This window comes from Herbaspirillum sp. SJZ106 (assembly GCF_006715495.1).
Lineage (GTDB): Bacteria > Pseudomonadota > Gammaproteobacteria > Burkholderiales > Burkholderiaceae_D > Herbaspirillum.
Map to the genome: position 1 here is coordinate 1,160,682 of NZ_VFNI01000001.1, position 16,933 is coordinate 1,177,614.

The 16,933-nt window shown below is 59.9% G+C and carries 16 protein-coding genes; all 16 read left to right on the top strand.

What is annotated here, in order from left to right; translation table 11 throughout:
- The first annotated feature begins 64 nt into the window (after positions 1-64).
- The 16 genes from nuoE (at position 65) to FB598_RS05195 (ending at position 16,870) form a co-directional block, all read left to right on the top strand.
- Positions 65-556 carry an NADH-quinone oxidoreductase subunit NuoE gene (gene nuoE, locus FB598_RS05120; RefSeq protein WP_141913285.1) on the top strand — a complete coding sequence of 164 codons (492 nt, stop codon included), beginning with the start codon at positions 65-67 and terminating at the stop codon, positions 554-556.
- Positions 553-1,848: an NADH-quinone oxidoreductase subunit NuoF gene (gene nuoF / locus FB598_RS05125; RefSeq protein ID WP_141913286.1), complete on the top strand. Its 1,296-nt coding sequence runs from the start codon at positions 553-555 to the stop codon at positions 1,846-1,848. Before nuoE ends, nuoF begins: the two co-directional genes overlap by 4 nt.
- A gap of 76 nt (positions 1,849-1,924) precedes the next feature.
- Positions 1,925-4,252 carry an NADH-quinone oxidoreductase subunit NuoG gene (gene nuoG, locus FB598_RS05130; RefSeq protein ID WP_141913287.1) on the top strand — a complete coding sequence of 776 codons (2,328 nt, stop codon included), beginning with the start codon at positions 1,925-1,927 and terminating at the stop codon, positions 4,250-4,252.
- Entirely contained in the window at positions 4,252-5,322 is a 1,071-nt protein-coding gene (nuoH, locus tag FB598_RS05135) for an NADH-quinone oxidoreductase subunit NuoH (RefSeq protein WP_141913288.1), read from the top strand. Before nuoG ends, nuoH begins: the two co-directional genes overlap by 1 nt.
- A 21-nt stretch (positions 5,323-5,343) precedes the next feature.
- A complete protein-coding gene (gene nuoI, locus FB598_RS05140; protein ID WP_050468350.1) occupies positions 5,344-5,832 on the top strand; it encodes an NADH-quinone oxidoreductase subunit NuoI in 489 nt (162 codons plus the stop codon).
- 170 nt (positions 5,833-6,002) lie between these two features.
- Positions 6,003-6,659 carry an NADH-quinone oxidoreductase subunit J gene (locus FB598_RS05145; RefSeq protein WP_141913289.1) on the top strand — a complete coding sequence of 219 codons (657 nt, stop codon included), beginning with the start codon at positions 6,003-6,005 and terminating at the stop codon, positions 6,657-6,659.
- Between the two features lie 18 nt (positions 6,660-6,677).
- On the top strand, positions 6,678-6,986 hold the full coding sequence (gene nuoK / locus FB598_RS05150; protein WP_141913290.1) for an NADH-quinone oxidoreductase subunit NuoK: 309 nt from the start codon (positions 6,678-6,680) through the stop codon (positions 6,984-6,986).
- A gap of 105 nt (positions 6,987-7,091) precedes the next feature.
- Positions 7,092-9,194 carry an NADH-quinone oxidoreductase subunit L gene (gene nuoL / locus FB598_RS05155; RefSeq protein WP_141913291.1) on the top strand — a complete coding sequence of 701 codons (2,103 nt, stop codon included), beginning with the start codon at positions 7,092-7,094 and terminating at the stop codon, positions 9,192-9,194.
- 20 nt (positions 9,195-9,214) lie between these two features.
- Entirely contained in the window at positions 9,215-10,705 is a 1,491-nt protein-coding gene (locus FB598_RS05160; RefSeq protein WP_141913292.1) for an NADH-quinone oxidoreductase subunit M, read from the top strand.
- Positions 10,706-10,926: 221 nt separating this feature from the next.
- The gene (gene nuoN / locus FB598_RS05165) at positions 10,927-12,435 is read left to right on the top strand and encodes an NADH-quinone oxidoreductase subunit NuoN (protein WP_141913293.1); all 1,509 of its coding nucleotides are present in this window, start codon (positions 10,927-10,929) and stop codon (positions 12,433-12,435) included.
- Between the two features lie 12 nt (positions 12,436-12,447).
- Positions 12,448-12,762, top strand: a complete 315-nt coding sequence (locus FB598_RS05170) for a DUF2818 family protein (RefSeq protein WP_141913294.1) — start codon at positions 12,448-12,450, stop codon at positions 12,760-12,762.
- A gap of 142 nt (positions 12,763-12,904) precedes the next feature.
- The gene (locus FB598_RS05175) at positions 12,905-13,483 is read left to right on the top strand and encodes an NUDIX domain-containing protein (RefSeq protein WP_141913295.1); all 579 of its coding nucleotides are present in this window, start codon (positions 12,905-12,907) and stop codon (positions 13,481-13,483) included.
- A gap of 329 nt (positions 13,484-13,812) precedes the next feature.
- Positions 13,813-14,880 carry a hypothetical protein gene (locus tag FB598_RS05180; RefSeq protein WP_141913296.1) on the top strand — a complete coding sequence of 356 codons (1,068 nt, stop codon included), beginning with the start codon at positions 13,813-13,815 and terminating at the stop codon, positions 14,878-14,880.
- 79 nt (positions 14,881-14,959) lie between these two features.
- The gene (locus tag FB598_RS05185) at positions 14,960-15,379 is read left to right on the top strand and encodes a YjcQ family protein (RefSeq protein WP_141913297.1); all 420 of its coding nucleotides are present in this window, start codon (positions 14,960-14,962) and stop codon (positions 15,377-15,379) included.
- A 319-nt stretch (positions 15,380-15,698) separates the two neighbouring features.
- Positions 15,699-16,070, top strand: coding sequence for a hypothetical protein (locus tag FB598_RS05190; RefSeq protein ID WP_141913298.1), 372 nt, complete (start codon positions 15,699-15,701; stop codon positions 16,068-16,070).
- A gap of 212 nt (positions 16,071-16,282) precedes the next feature.
- Positions 16,283-16,870 carry a reverse transcriptase family protein gene (locus tag FB598_RS05195; RefSeq protein WP_141913299.1) on the top strand — a complete coding sequence of 196 codons (588 nt, stop codon included), beginning with the start codon at positions 16,283-16,285 and terminating at the stop codon, positions 16,868-16,870.
- Positions 16,871-16,933 lie beyond the last annotated feature (63 nt).

Below are 16,933 nucleotides of genomic sequence, written 5' to 3' on the forward strand. Positions count from 1 at the left end.
CTTCCGTAAGAGCCCGTCCAGTTTGGGGAATATCCAATAAAACCGCGCACAGTGATGCGCATGGATGGCCAACGCTATGCTGTTAAGTCAAGAAGCTCTCAAGAAAATCGATCGCGAACTCGCGAAGTATCCGGCCGACCAGCGCCAGTCCGCGGTCATGTCCGCGCTGCGCATCGCCCAGGTTGAACACGGCTGGCTGCCCGCCGAGCTGCAGCAGGAAATCGCCGATTACATCGGCATGCCTGCGGTTGCGGTGCAGGAAGTGGCCACCTTCTACAACATGTTCAATACCAGCCCGGTAGGCAAGCACAAGATCACCGTGTGCACCAACCTGCCGTGCCTGCTGTCGGGCGGCGAGCGCGCTGCGCACCACCTGAAGCAGAAGCTGGGCGTGGATTACAAGGAAACGACTGCGGATGGCCAGTTCACCCTGATGGAAGGCGAATGCATGGGCGCCTGTGGCGACGCGCCTGTCATGCTGGTCGATAACCACCGCATGTGCAGCTGGATGTCGGACGAAAAGATCGACGCGCTGCTGGAGGAACTGAAGAAATGACTTGCCTGCACGACCGCCACATCAAACCGCTGATCCTCGCCGGCCTGAACGGCGAGAACTGGCACCTCGAAGACTACGTCAAGCGCGGCGGCTACGAGTCGTTGAAGCGCATCCTCACCGAAAAGATCGCTCCCGAACAGGTCATCGCCGACCTCAAGGCATCCGGCCTGCGCGGCCGCGGCGGCGCGGGTTTCCCGACCGGCCTGAAGTGGAGCTTCATGCCGCGCCAGTTCCCGGGCCAGAAATACCTCGTCTGCAACACCGACGAAGGCGAACCGGGCACCTTCAAGGACCGCGATATCATCCGCTACAACCCGCACGCGCTGATCGAAGGCATGATCATCGGCGGCTACGCGATGGGCATCACGGTCGGCTACAACTACATCCACGGCGAAATCTTCTCCGCCTACGAGCGTTTTGAAGAGGCGCTGGAAGAGGCGCGCACTGCCGGCTTCCTGGGCGACAACATCCTGGGTTCGGGCGTCAACTTCCAGTTGCATGCGCACCACGGCTATGGCGCCTACATCTGCGGCGAGGAAACCGCGCTGCTGGAGTCGCTGGAAGGCAAGAAGGGCCAGCCGCGCTTCAAGCCGCCATTCCCGGCCAGCTTCGGCCTGTACGGCAAGCCGACCACCATCAACAACACCGAAACGTTCGCGGCCGTGCCGTTCATCTTCCAGGTCGGCCCGCAGGCCTACGCCGAGATGGGCAAGCCGAACAACGGCGGCACCAAGATCTTCTCGATCTCGGGCGACGTCGAGCGTCCGGGCAACTACGAAATTCCGCTGGGCACGCCGTTCTCGACCCTGCTGGAACTGGCCGGCGGCATGCGCGGCGGCAAGAAGATCAAGGCGGTCATTCCCGGCGGCTCGTCCGCTCCGGTGATCCGCGGCGACGTGATGATGGACACCACGATGGACTACGACGCCATCGCCAAGGCCGGCTCGATGCTGGGCTCGGGCGCGGTCATCGTGATGGATGAGACGCGTTGCATGGTCAAGTCGCTGCTGCGCCTGTCGTACTTCTACTACGAAGAATCGTGCGGCCAGTGCACCCCGTGCCGCGAAGGCACCGGCTGGATGTACCGCATGGTCGAGCGTATCGAAAACGGCCACGGCAAGCTGGAAGACCTGGACGTGCTCAATTCGGTGGCCGACAACATCCAGGGGCGCACCATCTGCGCGCTGGGTGACGCGGCGGCGATGCCGGTACGCGCATTCATCAAGAATTTCCGCGAAGAGTTCGAATACCACATCGAGCACAAACACTGCCTGGTTCCGGCATACATCTGACGGGCAGGGGATGCCCGGCTGCGGAACAAGCCGCCGGGTGTCATTAGCAAAGAATATTTAGCTTGGGCAAACAGCCATGGTTGAAATCGAAATAGACGGCAAAAAAGTTGAAGTGCAAGAAGGCAGCATGGTCATGGATGCTGCCAACAAGCTTGGCACTTACATTCCTCACTTTTGCTATCACAAGAAACTGTCCATCGCGGCCAACTGCCGCATGTGCCTGGTCGAGGTCGAGAAGGCCCCGAAGCCGCTGCCTGCCTGCGCCACGCCGGTGACCGCCGGCATGATCGTGCGCAGCGCCAGCGAAAAGGCGGTCAAGGCCCAGAAGGGCGTGATGGAATTCCTGCTGATCAACCACCCGCTGGATTGCCCGATCTGCGATCAGGGTGGCGAGTGCCAGCTGCAGGATCTGGCGGTCGGCTACGGCAGTTCGACCTCGCGCTACGAAGAAGAAAAGCGCGTGGTGGAACCGAAGGATGTCGGCCCGCTGATTTCCATGAAGGAAATGAACCGCTGCATCCACTGCACCCGCTGCGTGCGCTTCGGCCAGGAAGTGGCCGGCGTGATGGAGCTGGGCATGCTGGGCCGCGGCGAGCATTCCGAGATCACCACCTTCGTCGGCAAGACCGTCGACTCCGAACTGTCGGGCAACATGATCGACCTGTGCCCGGTCGGCGCGCTGACCTCCAAGCCGTTCCGCTACAGCGCACGTACCTGGGAACTGTCGCGCCGCAAGTCGGTGAGCCCGCACGACAGCGTCGGCGCCAACCTGATCGTCCAGGTCAAGGGCGGCAAGGTCATGCGCGTGCTGCCGTTGGAGAACGAAGAAGTCAACGAATGCTGGATCTCCGACAAGGACCGCTTCGCCTATGAAGCGCTGGACAGCGAAGATCGCCTGACCAAGCCGATGTTGAAGCAAGACGGCAAGTGGCAGGAAGTGGACTGGCAGACCGCGCTGGAATATGTCGCGCACGGCCTGCGCAACATCCGCCACGAACACGGCGCGGATAGCATCGCCGCGCTGGCTACCCCGTACACCACGCTGGAAGAACTGTCGCTGCTGCAAAAGCTGGTGCGCGGCATCGGCTCGGACAACGTCGACTTCCGCCTGCGCCAGTCGGACTTCGCGCTGGACGGCCAGATCAAGCCGTGGCTGGGCATGTCCATCGTCGAATTCTCGGAGCTCAACCGCGTGTTCGTGATCGGCTCCTTCCTGCGCAAGGATCATCCGCTCTTGGCCGCGCGCCTGCGCCAGTCGGCCAAGAGCGGCGCCAAGATCAATGTGCTGCACGCCACTGACGACGACCTGCTGATGCCGGTCGCCAACAAGATCGTGGCAGCGCCGTCCGCGTGGCTGGCCGCGCTGGGTGAAGTCGCCGTCGCCGTGGCCGAGGCCAAGGGCGTCGCCGCTCCCGCCGCATTCGCCGGCGTGACTGCATCGGACGCCGCCAAGGCAACCGCCGCCAGCCTGCTGTCGGGCGAGGCCAAGGGCGTGTTCCTGGGCAACGCCGCCGTGCAGCATCCGCAAGCGTCGCAACTGCATGCCGCCGCGCAATGGATCGCCGAACAGACCGGCGCCAAGCTGGGCGTGCTGACCGAAGGCGGCAACGCCGTCGGCGGCTACCTGGCCAATGCCGTGCCGGTCGCGGGCAAGGGAGCCAACGCGCTGGCCGCATTCGCACAGCCGCGCAAGGCCTACCTGCTGCTCAACGCCGAGCCGGAACTGGACAGCTACAACCCGCAAGCCGCGCGCGCCGCGCTGAACCAGGCCGAGATGGTCGTGGTGATGTCGGCCTACAAGCATGGCGCCGACTACGCCGACGTGCTGCTACCAATCGCGCCGTTCACCGAAACCGCCGGCACCTTCGTCAACGCCGAAGGCCGCGCACAAAGCTTCAACGGCACCGTCAAGCCGGCCGGCGATGCGCGTCCGGGCTGGAAGGTCCTGCGCGTGCTGGGCAACCTGCTGGAACTGGAAAACTTCGAATACGACACCGCCGAAGCCATCCGCGACGAACTGCTGGGCAAGGAAACCGACCTGTCGGCGCGCCTGAACAACAGCGCTTCGCTGCAACCGCAAGCCGCTGCCGCCGCGGCCTGTGCGCTGGAGCGCGTGGCCGACGTGCCGATCTACTTCGCCGATGCGATCGCCCGCCGTTCGCAGCCGCTGCTGGAGACCACTGACGGCCAGGCGCCCAAGGCATGGCTGTCGGCCGCGCTGGCCGCCAAGCTGGGCATCGCCGCCGGCGACCGTGTCAACGTAAAACAAGGCCAGGGCAGCGCCGTGCTGACCGCGGCCGTCGATAAGAAACTGCCGGAAAACGTGGTGCGCGTCGCAGCAAGCCATGCCTCGACCTCTGCCTTGGGCGGCATGTTCGGCGCAATCGTCGTGGAGAAAGCGTAATGGATCACCTGATCGCCCAAATCAATACCGCCGGTCCGGCCTTGCTGGGGCCGTACCTGTTCACCTTCGTGTGGACGCTGGTCAAGATCCTGGTGGTGATGGTGCCCCTGCTGATCTGCGTGGCGTACATGACCTACTGGGAGCGCAAGCTGATCGGCTGGATGCACGTGCGCCTGGGCCCCAACCGCGTGGGCCCGGCTGGCCTGCTGCAGCCGATCGCCGACGCCGTCAAGCTGATCTTCAAGGAAATCTCGACCCCGGCCAAGGCCAACAAGGTGCTGTTCTACCTGGCGCCGGTGATGACCATCATGCCGGCGCTGGCCGCCTGGGCGGTGGTGCCGTTCTCGCCCGAGCACGTGCTGGCCAACGTCAACGCCGGCCTGCTGTACCTGATGGCGATCACCTCGATGGAAGTCTACGGCGTCATCATCGCCGGCTGGGCCTCCAACTCGAAGTACGCGTTCTTGGGCGCCATGCGCGCCTCGGCGCAGATGGTGTCCTATGAAATCTGCATGGGCTTCTGCCTGGTGGTGGTGCTGATGGTGTCGGGCAGCCTGAACATGACCGAGATCGTGCTGGGCCAGACCCGCGGCCACTTCGCCGACATGGGCCTGAACTTCCTGTCGTGGAACTGGTTGCCGCTGCTGCCGATCTTCGTGATCTACCTGGTGTCGGGCATCGCCGAAACCAACCGCCACCCGTTCGACGTGGTGGAAGGCGAATCCGAAATCGTGGCCGGCCACATGATCGAATACTCGGGCATGTCGTTCGCGATGTTCTTCCTGGCCGAATACGCCAGCATGATCCTGATCTCGATCCTGACCGCCTTGTTGTTCTTCGGCGGCTGGTCGTCGCCGATCTCCGCGCTGGACTTCATCCCGGGCTGGATCTGGCTGGGCATCAAGACATTCTTCTTCCTCTCGGTGTACGTCTGGGTGCGCGCTTCGTTCCCGCGCTACCGCTATGACCAGATCATGCGCCTGGGCTGGAAGGTATTCATTCCGCTGACGCTGGTCTGGCTGGTCGTGGTGGCCGTCTGGATGCAGACGCCGTGGAATATCTGGAAATAAGATTGAAGGCTGAGGCTAAAAATGGAAGCGATTAAGGATTTTTTCGGCAGCCTGATGCTTCGGGAGCTGTTCAAGGGCCTGGCCCTGACCGGGCGCTACCTGTTCAAGCGCAAGATCACGGTGCAGTTCCCTGAGGAAAAGACGCCGCAGTCGCCGCGTTTTCGCGGCCTGCACGCGCTGCGCCGCTATCCGAACGGCGAAGAGCGCTGCATCGCCTGCAAGCTGTGCGAAGCGGTGTGCCCGGCGATGGCCATCACCATCGAATCGGAGCAGCGCGCCGACGGTTCGCGCCGCACTACCCGTTACGACATCGACCTGACCAAGTGCATCTTCTGCGGTTTCTGCGAAGAGTCCTGCCCGGTCGATTCGATCGTCGAGACGCACATCCTGGAATACCACGGTGAAAAGCGGGGCGACCTGTACTACACCAAGGAAATGCTGCTGGCAGTGGGCGACCGTTACGAAAACGAAATCGCCGCAGCCCGCACCGCGGACGCAGCGTACCGCTGATCCGCATTCCCGCCGCCGGCGTTGGCCGAACGACGGGGAAGGGCGGCAAAGGCCTCCGGAAACGGGGCCGATGCGGCAAGAACCGAATGCGTGCATCGGTAACAGATGTATTGCGATGGAACCCGGCCCAGCCGTGGTGCCGTGCTGACTGAACCAACTTCTGGTTGATTATGGAATTTAAAACTGTCTTGTTCTACGTGTTCTCGGTGATCCTCGTGATCGCCGCAGTGCGCGTCATCACGGCCCGCAATCCGGTGCATGCGGCCCTGTTCCTAGTGCTGTCGTTCTTCTCGGCAGCCGGCATCTGGATGCTGCTCAAGGCCGAGTTCCTGGCCATCGTGCTGGTGCTGGTCTACGTCGGGGCGGTGATGGTGCTGTTCCTGTTCGTGGTGATGATGCTGGACATCAACCTGGACAAGATGCGGGAAGGCTTCTGGGGCTATTTCCCGCTGGCCGCCACCATCGGCGTGATCATCGTGCTGGAAATGGCCGCCGTGCTGCTGCGCAGCTTCTGGACTTCCGATTCGCAGGTGCCGGCCGTCTCCGACACCATCGGCCAGACTAAGCCGCTGGGCATGCTGATCTACACCGAATATGTGTACGCGTTTGAAATCGCGGCCGTGATCCTGCTGGTGGCCATCGTCGCCGCCGTCGCCCTGACCCTGCGCAAGCGCAAGGACACCAAGTACTTCGACCCGGCCAAGGCCGTCAAGGTCAAGGCCTCGGACCGCGTGCGCCTGGTCAGCATGAAGGCCGAGTCGACCCGCAACAACGGCGCCCAGGACGGCGCCGGCGACGGCACCCCGGCTTCCGGACAACAATCTTAAGAAGGGCGGGAAGACAACATGGCAATTACGCTCTCTCATTACCTGATCCTCGGCGCGATCCTGTTCGCGATTTCGATCGTCGGTATTTTCCTGAACCGCAAGAACGTCATCGTGCTGCTGATGGCCATCGAACTGATGCTGCTTGCGGTCAACATGAACTTCATTGCTTTCTCGCATTACCTCGGCGATGCGGCCGGACAGGTTTTCGTGTTCTTCATCCTGACCGTGGCGGCGGCCGAGTCCGCGATCGGTCTGGCGATTCTGGTGGTGCTGTTCCGTAACCTGGATACCATCAACGTCGAAGATCTGGACAGCCTCAAGGGCTGACGGACCGGGCGCGGGTCGCAGTCCGAGGCTCGATTTAAATTTCATTTAAAGATGGGAGGCCCCGCGGCAACAGAGCGGGGCAGCCAATAAGCGATAAGGTTCATCATGGCGGGGCAACTTAACCCACATCTTCTTCTTGCCGTACCCCTGGCGCCGTTGGCGGGATCCGCCATCGCGGGTTTCATGGGCACCAAATTCTTCGGCAACGTGGTCGGCCGTAAGGTGTCGCATAGCGCGACCATCCTGGGCGTGCTGATCGCGGCCATCATCTCGTTCCAGACGCTGCTGGCGGTGCTGGACGGCGCCACCTACAACGGTACGCTGTACAACTGGATGACGGTGGCCGGCCTGAAGCTGGAAGTCGGTTTCATGGTCGACAGCCTGACCGCCATGATGATGTGCGTGGTCACCTTCGTCTCGCTGATGGTCCACGTCTATACCATCGGCTACATGAAGGACGACGACGGCTACAACCGCTTCTTCTCCTACATCTCCCTGTTCACCTTCTCGATGCTCATGCTGGTCATGAGCAACAACTTCCTGCAGCTGTTCTTCGGCTGGGAAGCGGTGGGCCTGGTGTCCTACCTGCTGATTGGTTTCTGGTATACCCGTCCGACCGCGATCAAGGCCAACATGAAGGCCTTCCTGGTCAACCGCGTCGGCGACTTCGGCTTCATCCTGGGCATCGGCCTGCTGCTGGCCTACGCCGGTTCGATGAACTACACCGAAGTGTTCGACAAGCGCGCCGAGCTGGCCCAGCTGACCCTGCCGGGCACCGACTGGATGCTGCTGACGGTGGCATGTATCTGCCTGTTCGTCGGCGCCATGGGCAAATCGGCCCAGTTCCCGCTGCACGTCTGGCTGCCTGACTCGATGGAAGGCCCGACCCCGATCTCGGCACTGATCCACGCCGCGACCATGGTGACCGCCGGCATCTTCATGGTGACCCGCATGTCGCCGCTGTTCGAACTGTCCGACACCGCGCTGTCGGTGATCCTGGTGATCGGCGCCATTACCGCGCTGTTCATGGGTTTCCTCGGCACCATGCAAAACGACATCAAGCGCGTGGTGGCGTACTCGACGCTGTCGCAGTTGGGTTACATGACCGTCGCGCTGGGCGCCTCGGCCTACTCGGTGGCGGTATTCCACCTGATGACCCACGCCTTCTTCAAGGCGCTGCTGTTCCTCGGCGCCGGCTCGGTCATCATCGGCATGCACCACGACCAGGACATGCGCAACATGGGCGGCCTGCGCAAGTACATGCCCATTACCTGGATCACCTCGCTCCTGGGTTCGCTGGCGCTGATCGGCACGCCGTTCTTCTCCGGCTTCTATTCCAAGGATTCGATCATCGAAGCCGCCGCCGAGTCGCACCTGGCAGGCTCCGGTTTCGCCTACTTCGCCGTGCTGGCCAGCGTGTTCGTGACCGCGTTCTACTCGTTCCGCATGTACTTCATGGTGTTCCATGGCGAGGAGCGTTTCGGCAAGGCGCACGGCCATGACGACCACCACGCTCCGACCGCGGCCCATGCCGCTCACGACGACCATGGCCATGACGACCATGCGCATGATGACCACGGCCACGACCACGACGAACACCACCATGGACTGGCCCCGGGCCAGAAGCCGCACGAGTCGCCGCTGGTGGTGACCCTGCCGCTGATCCTGCTGGCCATCCCCTCGGTCATCGTCGGCTTCTTCGCGATCTCGCCGATGCTGTATGGCGATTTCTTCAAGGGCGTGATCTTCTTCGGCGAAAACCACAAGGTCATGGAAGAACTGGCGCATGAGTTCCACGGCCCGGTCGCCATGGTGACCCATGCCTTCACCAGCGCGCCGCTGTGGCTGGCGATCGCCGGCGTGGTCGTGGCCTACTACTGCTACATGGTCAACCCGCGCGTGCCGGCCTGGTTCAAGCAAAAGTTCAGCCTGATCTACACGATCCTGGACAACAAGTACTACATGGACAAGTTCAACGACGTCGTGTTCGCCGGCGGCGCGCGCCTGCTGGGCGGCGGCCTGTCGACCGTGGGCGACCGCGGCATCATCGACGGCCTGTTCGTCAACGGCAGCGCCAAGGTGGTCGGCTGGTTCTCGAAATTCACGCGTCTCTGGCAGTCCGGCTACATCTATCACTATGCGTTCGTGATGATCATCGGCGTGCTGGGCTTCCTGGTGTGGTTCATGCCGTTCCCGTTTGGCAAATAAGCTGTAAGAAGATAACAACCATGATGCAGTCAACTTTTCCCATCCTGAGCCTTGCGATCTGGGTACCGATCGCATTCGGCATCCTCGTTCTGGCCGTCGGCCGCGACAGTAATCCGGGCCTGGCCCGCTGGCTGGCGCTGTTCGGCTCGCTGGTCGGACTGGTCGTTACTTTCCCCCTGATCCAGCATTTCGACGCGGCCGCCCACGGTTACCAGTTCGTCGAGAAGACCCCCTGGATCGACCGCTTCAACATCTCCTACTTCCTCGGCCTGGACGGCATCTCGCTGTGGTTCGTGCCGCTGACCGCCTTCATCACGGTGATCGTGGTGCTGGCCGGCTGGAAGGTGATCGAAAAGCGCGTCGGCCAGTACATGGGCGCCTTCCTGATCCTCTCGGGCATCATGATCGGCGTGTTCTCGTCGCTGGACGCGATGCTGTTCTATGTCTTCTTCGAAGCGACCCTGATCCCGATGTTCATCATCGTCGGCGTATGGGGCGGCGACAACCGCGTGTACGCGGCCTTCAAGCTGTTCCTGTACACGCTGCTGGGCTCGCTCTTGATGCTGGTCGCGCTGATCTACCTGTACTTCGTCTCGGGCGGCAGCTTCGACATCCCGACCTGGCACCAGTTGCCGTTGTCGATGCTGGAGCAGAAGATCCTGTTCTTCGCCTTCCTGGCCGCCTTCGCGGTGAAGGTGCCGATGTGGCCGGTGCACACCTGGTTGCCGGACGCCCACGTGCAGGCGCCGACCGGCGGCTCCATCGTGCTGGCCGCGATCATGCTGAAGCTGGGCGCCTACGGTTTCCTGCGTTTCTCGCTGCCGATCCTGCCTGACGCCAGCCATGCGCTGTCGGGCTTCATGATCTTCCTGTCGCTGGTGGCGGTGATCTACATCGGCCTGGTGGCGCTGGTGCAGCAGGACATGAAGAAACTGGTCGCGTACTCGTCGATCGCCCACATGGGCTTCGTCACCCTGGGCTTCTTCATGTTCAACGACCTGGCGGTGCAGGGCGGCATCGTGCAGATGATCTCGCACGGCTTCGTCTCCGGCGCGATGTTCATGTGCATCGGCGTGCTGTACGACCAGATGCATACCCGCGAAATCGCCCAGTACGGCGGCGTGGTCAACAAGATGCCGCGCTTCGCCTTCTTCTTCATCCTGTTCTCGCTGGCCAACTGCGGCCTGCCGGCCACTTCCGGTTTCGTCGGCGAATTCATGGTGATCCTGGGCGCGGTCAAGTTCAATTTCTGGATCGGCCTCTTGGCCGCCACCGCACTGATCCTGGGCGCGGCCTACTCGCTGTGGCTGGCCAAGCGCGTGATCTTCGGCGCCGTCGCCAATCACCATGTGGAAGCGCTGGTCGACGTCAACCCGCGCGAATTCCTCATCCTTGGCCTGCTGGCGATCGCCACCATGGTCATGGGCCTGTATCCGGCGATCATCACCGACAGCATCCAGACCTCGGTGACCGACCTGTTGCAGCACGTTGCGGTATCCAAGATCAACTGATCTTGACGGTTGGAAGGTGGAGCGCCGGTCAGGGCTCCACCGGTTGAAGTAGGTAAGAGGCAAGCCGGCGCAGCATGCCGGCCAAGCGAAGCGATAGTCCGGCTGCGTTTCACGGTGAGCAGGAACCTCGAAGGAAGCCAAAGGCGACAGGCGAGGGCAGCACCGTAACTAGCGGACCGGTACGCCGACGAAACGAGCGGACGAACACAAGCGGTAACTAAATGAACAACATTAATCTGATCCCTGTCTATCCGGAAATATTTCTGCTGATCGCCACTTCGGTGATCCTGCTGATCGATATGTTCCTGCCGGAAGCCAAGCGCATCATCACCTACCTGCTGTCGCTGGCGGCGCTGGTGGTTTGCGCGGTGCTGACCACCGGCGACCTCAACGGTGGCGCGACGGTCTACACCTTCAACAACATGTTCGTCTCCGACCCGCTGTCGAACCTGCTCAAGCTGTTTACCTACCTGGGCGTCGGCGTCACCCTGGTCTACTCGCGCCAATACAACAGCGTGCGCGGCATCACCGGCGGCCACCTGGGCGGCGAATACTACGCCCTGGCGCTGTTCGCCCTGCTGGGCCAGATGATCATGATTTCCGGCAACAGCTTCCTGTCGATCTACCTGGGCCTGGAACTGATGTCGCTGTCGCTGTATGCGCTGGTCGCCCTGCGTCGCGACAACGCCGCATCTACCGAAGCCGCCATGAAGTATTTCGTCCTGGGCGCGCTGGCGTCGGGCTTCCTGCTGTATGGCATGTCGATGCTGTACGGCGCCACCGGCGGTTCGCTGGAATTGAATGAAGTGTTCCGCGCCATCGTCTCGGGCACCGTCGACCGCACCGTGCTGGTGTTCGGCATCGTGTTCCTGGTGGCCGGCCTGGCCTTCAAGCTGGGCACCGTGCCATTCCACATGTGGGTGCCGGACGTCTATCAAGGTTCGCCGACCCCGGTCACGCTGCTGCTGGGCGCCGCGCCCAAGCTGGCCACGTTCGCGATCACGTTCCGCCTGCTGGTCGAAGGCATGCTGCCGCTGGCGGTGGACTGGCAACAGATGCTGATGGTCATGGCCGTGCTGTCGATCATCCTGGGCAACGTCACCGCGATCGCGCAAAGCAACATCAAGCGCATGCTGGCCTATTCGACCATCTCGCACATGGGCTTCATGCTGCTGGGCATGATGTCGGGCGTGGTGGACGGCAACCTGTTCTCGGCCGTCAACGCCTACAGCTCCTCGATGTTCTACGCGGTCACCTATGTGCTTACCACGCTGGGTACCTTCGGCGTCATCATCCTGCTCTCGCGCGCCGGCTTCGAAGCCGACACGATCGAAGACTTCAAGGGCCTGAACCAGCGCAGCCCGTGGTTCGCCGCAGTCATGATGATCCTGATGTTCTCGCTGGCGGGCATTCCGCCGCTGGTCGGCTTCTATGCCAAGCTGTCGGTGCTGCAGGCCGTGCTGGGCACCGGCCAGATCTGGCTGGCCGTGCTGGCCGTGCTGTTCTCGCTGGTCGGCGCGTTCTACTACATCCGCGTGGTCAAGGTCATGTACTTCGACGATCCGGTCGACAACGCCAAGATCGTCGCCACTCCCGACATGCGCCTGGTGCTGAGCCTCAACGGCATCGCCGCACTGGCCATCGGCCTGTGGCCGGGCCACTTGATGGATGCCTGCACCAATGCCATCGTCACCACGCTGGCGACCTTCCTCAGCAAGGTCGTCGCGTAAGGGGCGGGAGACGTGAACGTTTCCCTCTTCAGTTGGTTGGTGATCCTGTTGGCCGCTTTCGCGGCCAATTTGCCTTTCTTCAACCAGCAACTGTTCGCCCTGGTGCCGCTACGCAAGGACGACGGCTGGATCAAGCCGATCTGGGTGCGCCTGCTCGAACTGCTGGCGCTTTACTTTGCCGTGGGCATCGTCGCCCACTTCCTCGAAGCCGGCATCGGCAACGTCTTTTCCCAGGGCTGGGAATTTTATGCGGTCACCGGCTGTCTGTTCCTGGTGCTTGCCTATCCCGGCTACGTGCTGCGCTACCTGCGCAAGAAGCACGGCTGACTTCGAGCCCGGCTGACTCAGGCATGCGCGGCCATCCGTTGCGACGGGCCGCCGCGCTATCCCACCACCCGGTTCTTCCGGCCGCCACGGGCCGGAGAGAGCCGCGCCGTTTTCCACTCACCTTCGATCTCGCGAGCCTACGATGGATGCACACCTGAGAGAAACGAAAAAAGACAGCCAACAGGTCTATGACGGCCACTTCCTGAAGGTGCAGTGCGATACGGTGACTTTGCCCGACGGCAAGGAAGCCGTGCGCGAATACATCAAGCACCCCGGCGCGGTGACCATCCTGCCGCTGTTCGACGACGGCACCGTGCTGATGGAAAAACAGTTCCGCTATCCGTTGAACCGCGTCTTCATCGAATTCCCGGCCGGGAAGATCGATCCGGGCGAGGATGAGCTGGCTTGCGCCAAGCGCGAATTGCTGGAAGAGACCGGCTATACCGCCACCGACTGGCAGCACATCTGCACCATCCACAATGCCATCGCCTATGCCGACGAGCGGCTCGAACTGTATGTCGCGCGCGGCTTGCAGGAAGGGGAGCGCAAGCTGGATGAGGGCGAGTTCCTCGATATCTACAAGGCGCCCTTGTCCGAGCTGCTGGAACAGGTGCGCAGCGGCCAGATTACCGACGTCAAAACCGTGATCGGCACCTTCTGGCTGGAAAAGATCGTCAACGGCCAATGGACGCCATCGGCGTCTTCGTCTCCTGCCGCGTGATGGAACGTTGAGACAGCCTCGTTCGTGAGCGCCAATGAAAAAGCCGCATCGGAGATGCGAATGCCGTTTCGTCAAGGATAATTCTGCAGCGCTCATCAGTGTAATGCTGAAACGCAATTCTCCTTTCTATCCGCCTGCCGGCCGTCGAATCTGGCAATTTGCGGTTGCAAACTCAACAAATCCGATGATAGGATTAGGCTCAAGGCGTCTGGGCCGGACCTGCTCCCGGGTTAAAGCAGACATGAAATGCAACACTACTTCCGCATTCCATTCATTGGGTCGGTACGTAATCGGGAGATGCTGACCAATTAAATGATTGGAGTGTCTCCATGGCCGCTACTTGCGCGCCCGCATTTTCTGCTGATGCCGCTCGTAAGCTGAAGCAATCCCTCAAAGACCGCCTCACCAAAGTTTCATCGTCGCACCTCAGCGAAGCAATTGCCTCGGCACTTGGCTTCCAGAGCAATATCGCGCTGAACAAGGCAATCACGGATGACGTGGCGCCATCGCTAGATTTGCTACAAGACCAGCCATTCTTCGCGCGGCTCGAGGCGTTGGGCTATCAGGATATTCCCCTTTTCCACCTTGTGGATATCATCGTCCGCGAAGACAACAAGGCGGAATTCCTCAATGTGCTTGAGCGAATTAGGGTGTTGGAGATTGACGATGTCAAAAACTACGACCAAATTAACCTACTGCGGCGCCGGGCTGTTGCCCTGTTCGCCAAAATGCACGGTTTAGGCTATCCAGGGTCTGCGTACACGACAGATTTACCCACCGAGATATCGATGCGATTCATGCATGGTATCGATCACGCAGCGGCAGCTGAAGGATGGGGTGACTTGGTCAACACCCGGCACCCGCAACTCGAATTTCCCAAGACTGACCATCGCTACCGTTTTTATCAACGACTGCCGCTCGCAAATGGTAAGTTCATCGAGTACAGCTTCGCGCTTGTCTCAATGCCTTACAGAGATTCTTTCCGTCATAACGAACCAGGGCCGAGCGGCCAGGAGTACGCGCGCGAAGTCGGCTGGAAGTATTCCGAGCACGACGAATCCGGTTGGTATGCGGTTGGGAAAACAAATTTGCAGCTATTCCAGCGCACAACGCCTCATCATGAAACGCTGCGGATGTGGAATACATCCTTTAAGAAATGGCTGCTCGATAACAAAACGCGACTCCTCAAGTCAGCTCGCGGCGACAAGAGGCTTGTCATCAAGGATGCGATAGATTGCCCCCACTTGCCGCTGCACGTTCAGACCTGGGAAGAGCTGCGTGAGTCCTACTTCAAAGAGTTCTCACCAAAACTATACTACCCATGGGATGACTCAATGGCAAAAGCCTTCCAGCGCTTGTTCCAGCAATGGCGGGATGAGCAAAGCACCGTGAGTTGATATTCCACGTACTATTCGAGAAATGCAAAGGAGCTGCCAGCCGGCAGCGCCTCCCCCAAAACGTGGCCAGGAGAAATTCATGAAGCGAGACTGGGATTTAATCCGCCAGCAACTGACGGATATTGAAGAAGACCGCGACGTCTTCGTCGATATTCCGAAATCTCCTCGATGGTTGGATGGAGAAACCGAGGCACAGTACCAGGAAAAGATTCGCGAATACTTTGCTACTTCGAATCGGATATGCGGGCATGTAGAACTCTTGGCGGAGGCCGGCTATATCGAAGGTATTAAGATAATTCGCGATTCGACTGGGGAATGCCACTGGGCGATTACCACGCCGAGGCTGACCATGACGGGCCACGACCTGCTCGACACCATGCGCTCCAACTCAGTGTGGACCGCGGTCAAAGACATCGCAAAAAAGAAAGGCATCGACCTCACGTTCGAGGTCATCAAGCAACTTACAGGCTTGGCGCTTAAGCAGGTGGTTGGCTCCTAGATTTAGGCCCGCTCGATTTTCTCAATCAGAGAAGCTGGTCGACCTATTTGCTGGAATAAGCGTCCTTCTTCGTTGAGATGCAGCCTTCGACGATAACCATCGTTTTCTCGGGAATTTGCAGAGGTCGTTTAGAGCGCTCACTCAATACACGCTGAGGCTGGTCAGCAAAGACTGGCGAATGGAGGAAATAGTAGCGATTGCCTTCTTTTTTCGTAGCGCGCAAGTCATTCAAAGTTGGAGAGGTCAAAATTCCAAACCGAATTTTAGTGATACCATTCCCATGGGGTAATAATTAATTAAAAATCGAAAGGGGAAGTTCGTGCAATTACGTCCGGTGCTTAGCAAGACATTCGGGGGGCTGAATAGTCGTTACTACTTCAGGCAATTTGTATTTGGCCTAATTTTCCCCGTAATGATGTACTTCGCGTCGACAAGCGGCAACCATGCATTCCAGTTGAAGCTCATTCCGCTATTCATTGTCTGCACATTGCTATATCCGTACGCGCGCTTCGTCTACGAAAGCATCGTGTCATTCATCATGGGGGACAATGTCTTCTACGTGAACGCAATTCTGATGTTGGTAGTGAAGCTATTCATGATGGGCCTATGCTGGTTCCTCTCTCCAGTCATCGCTCCAATCGGCCTGCTTTATTTGTACATCCATCACAGCCGCGCAGAGCGGACACAGTGAGACATTCGAGTTCACGCTGGTCACAAATATTATTGTCGACCGGCTGTGCCCTGATTTAGAATCGCAAAGCCGCTTCGGTTGGAGCTTAACCAGGCCCGCGTTAACGCAGGCTATTCGCATAGTATCCCCGTTGTCTTCTGGTTGCGAACAGTGTATGTGGTCGCAACTGATATAGGAGAAAGACAACCGGGGCGGCACCTACTGTTGGCAACATGCCCAATCCATTTCTTTTCCCAGCTCTAACGGATAGCTTGATACGAAATGATGTTGCGCAATTTTCGCGGCGCATTCTCGGTTTGCCCTATTCTCAGCTGCAAAAGCTGATTTATCCGCAGCCCAATTACCGAGTATTCACGCTTACAAAGCGCAATGGGAAACTCAGAAGCATTGCGGAGCCCTTCGCCAATATCAAAGCATTTCAGCTTCTGATACTAGAGTATTTAACGAAGAAAAGTAGCCCATTTAAGCCGTCCGTTCACGGCTTCGTTCCTCATAGAAGTATTTTGACTAATGCGAACGCGCACTGCTCTCCGCGGACGCAACATGTATTAAATATCGACCTGCAGGATTTCTTTCCGAGCATTTCGTTTTACCGAATTAGAGGGGTTCTGCAAAAGCGCCCCTTTAATTTCTCTCATGCAGTTGCATCAGTTGTCGCACATATTTGCACCTTTGACGGCTCACTTTCCCAAGGAGCCCCGACATCACCGTTCTTTTCAAATCTAGTTTGCCGGTCGATGGACCGCGACCTACAAGATTTGGCAAGACTGACCGGCCTGAAACAACTGGTCCAGACTTAAAGTTAGTCTAAGCGGCAAGCCGCAGTGGTGCTGGGGTTGTTGCCGGCAGCGTAGCCTGCGGTG

Coding starts and splice junctions, on each gene's coding strand:
- nuoE (WP_141913285.1), top strand. CDS start 65: ATGGCCAACGCTATGCTGTTAAGTCAAGAAGCTCTCAAGAAAATCGAT.
- nuoF (WP_141913286.1), top strand. CDS start 553: ATGACTTGCCTGCACGACCGCCACATCAAACCGCTGATCCTCGCCGGC.
- nuoG (WP_141913287.1), top strand. CDS start 1,925: ATGGTTGAAATCGAAATAGACGGCAAAAAAGTTGAAGTGCAAGAAGGC.
- nuoH (WP_141913288.1), top strand. CDS start 4,252: ATGGATCACCTGATCGCCCAAATCAATACCGCCGGTCCGGCCTTGCTG.
- nuoI (WP_050468350.1), top strand. CDS start 5,344: ATGGAAGCGATTAAGGATTTTTTCGGCAGCCTGATGCTTCGGGAGCTG.
- FB598_RS05145 (WP_141913289.1), top strand. CDS start 6,003: ATGGAATTTAAAACTGTCTTGTTCTACGTGTTCTCGGTGATCCTCGTG.
- nuoK (WP_141913290.1), top strand. CDS start 6,678: ATGGCAATTACGCTCTCTCATTACCTGATCCTCGGCGCGATCCTGTTC.
- nuoL (WP_141913291.1), top strand. CDS start 7,092: ATGGCGGGGCAACTTAACCCACATCTTCTTCTTGCCGTACCCCTGGCG.
- FB598_RS05160 (WP_141913292.1), top strand. CDS start 9,215: ATGATGCAGTCAACTTTTCCCATCCTGAGCCTTGCGATCTGGGTACCG.
- nuoN (WP_141913293.1), top strand. CDS start 10,927: ATGAACAACATTAATCTGATCCCTGTCTATCCGGAAATATTTCTGCTG.
- FB598_RS05175 (WP_141913295.1), top strand. CDS start 12,905: ATGGATGCACACCTGAGAGAAACGAAAAAAGACAGCCAACAGGTCTAT.
- FB598_RS05180 (WP_141913296.1), top strand. CDS start 13,813: ATGGCCGCTACTTGCGCGCCCGCATTTTCTGCTGATGCCGCTCGTAAG.
- FB598_RS05185 (WP_141913297.1), top strand. CDS start 14,960: ATGAAGCGAGACTGGGATTTAATCCGCCAGCAACTGACGGATATTGAA.
- FB598_RS05195 (WP_141913299.1), top strand. CDS start 16,283: ATGCCCAATCCATTTCTTTTCCCAGCTCTAACGGATAGCTTGATACGA.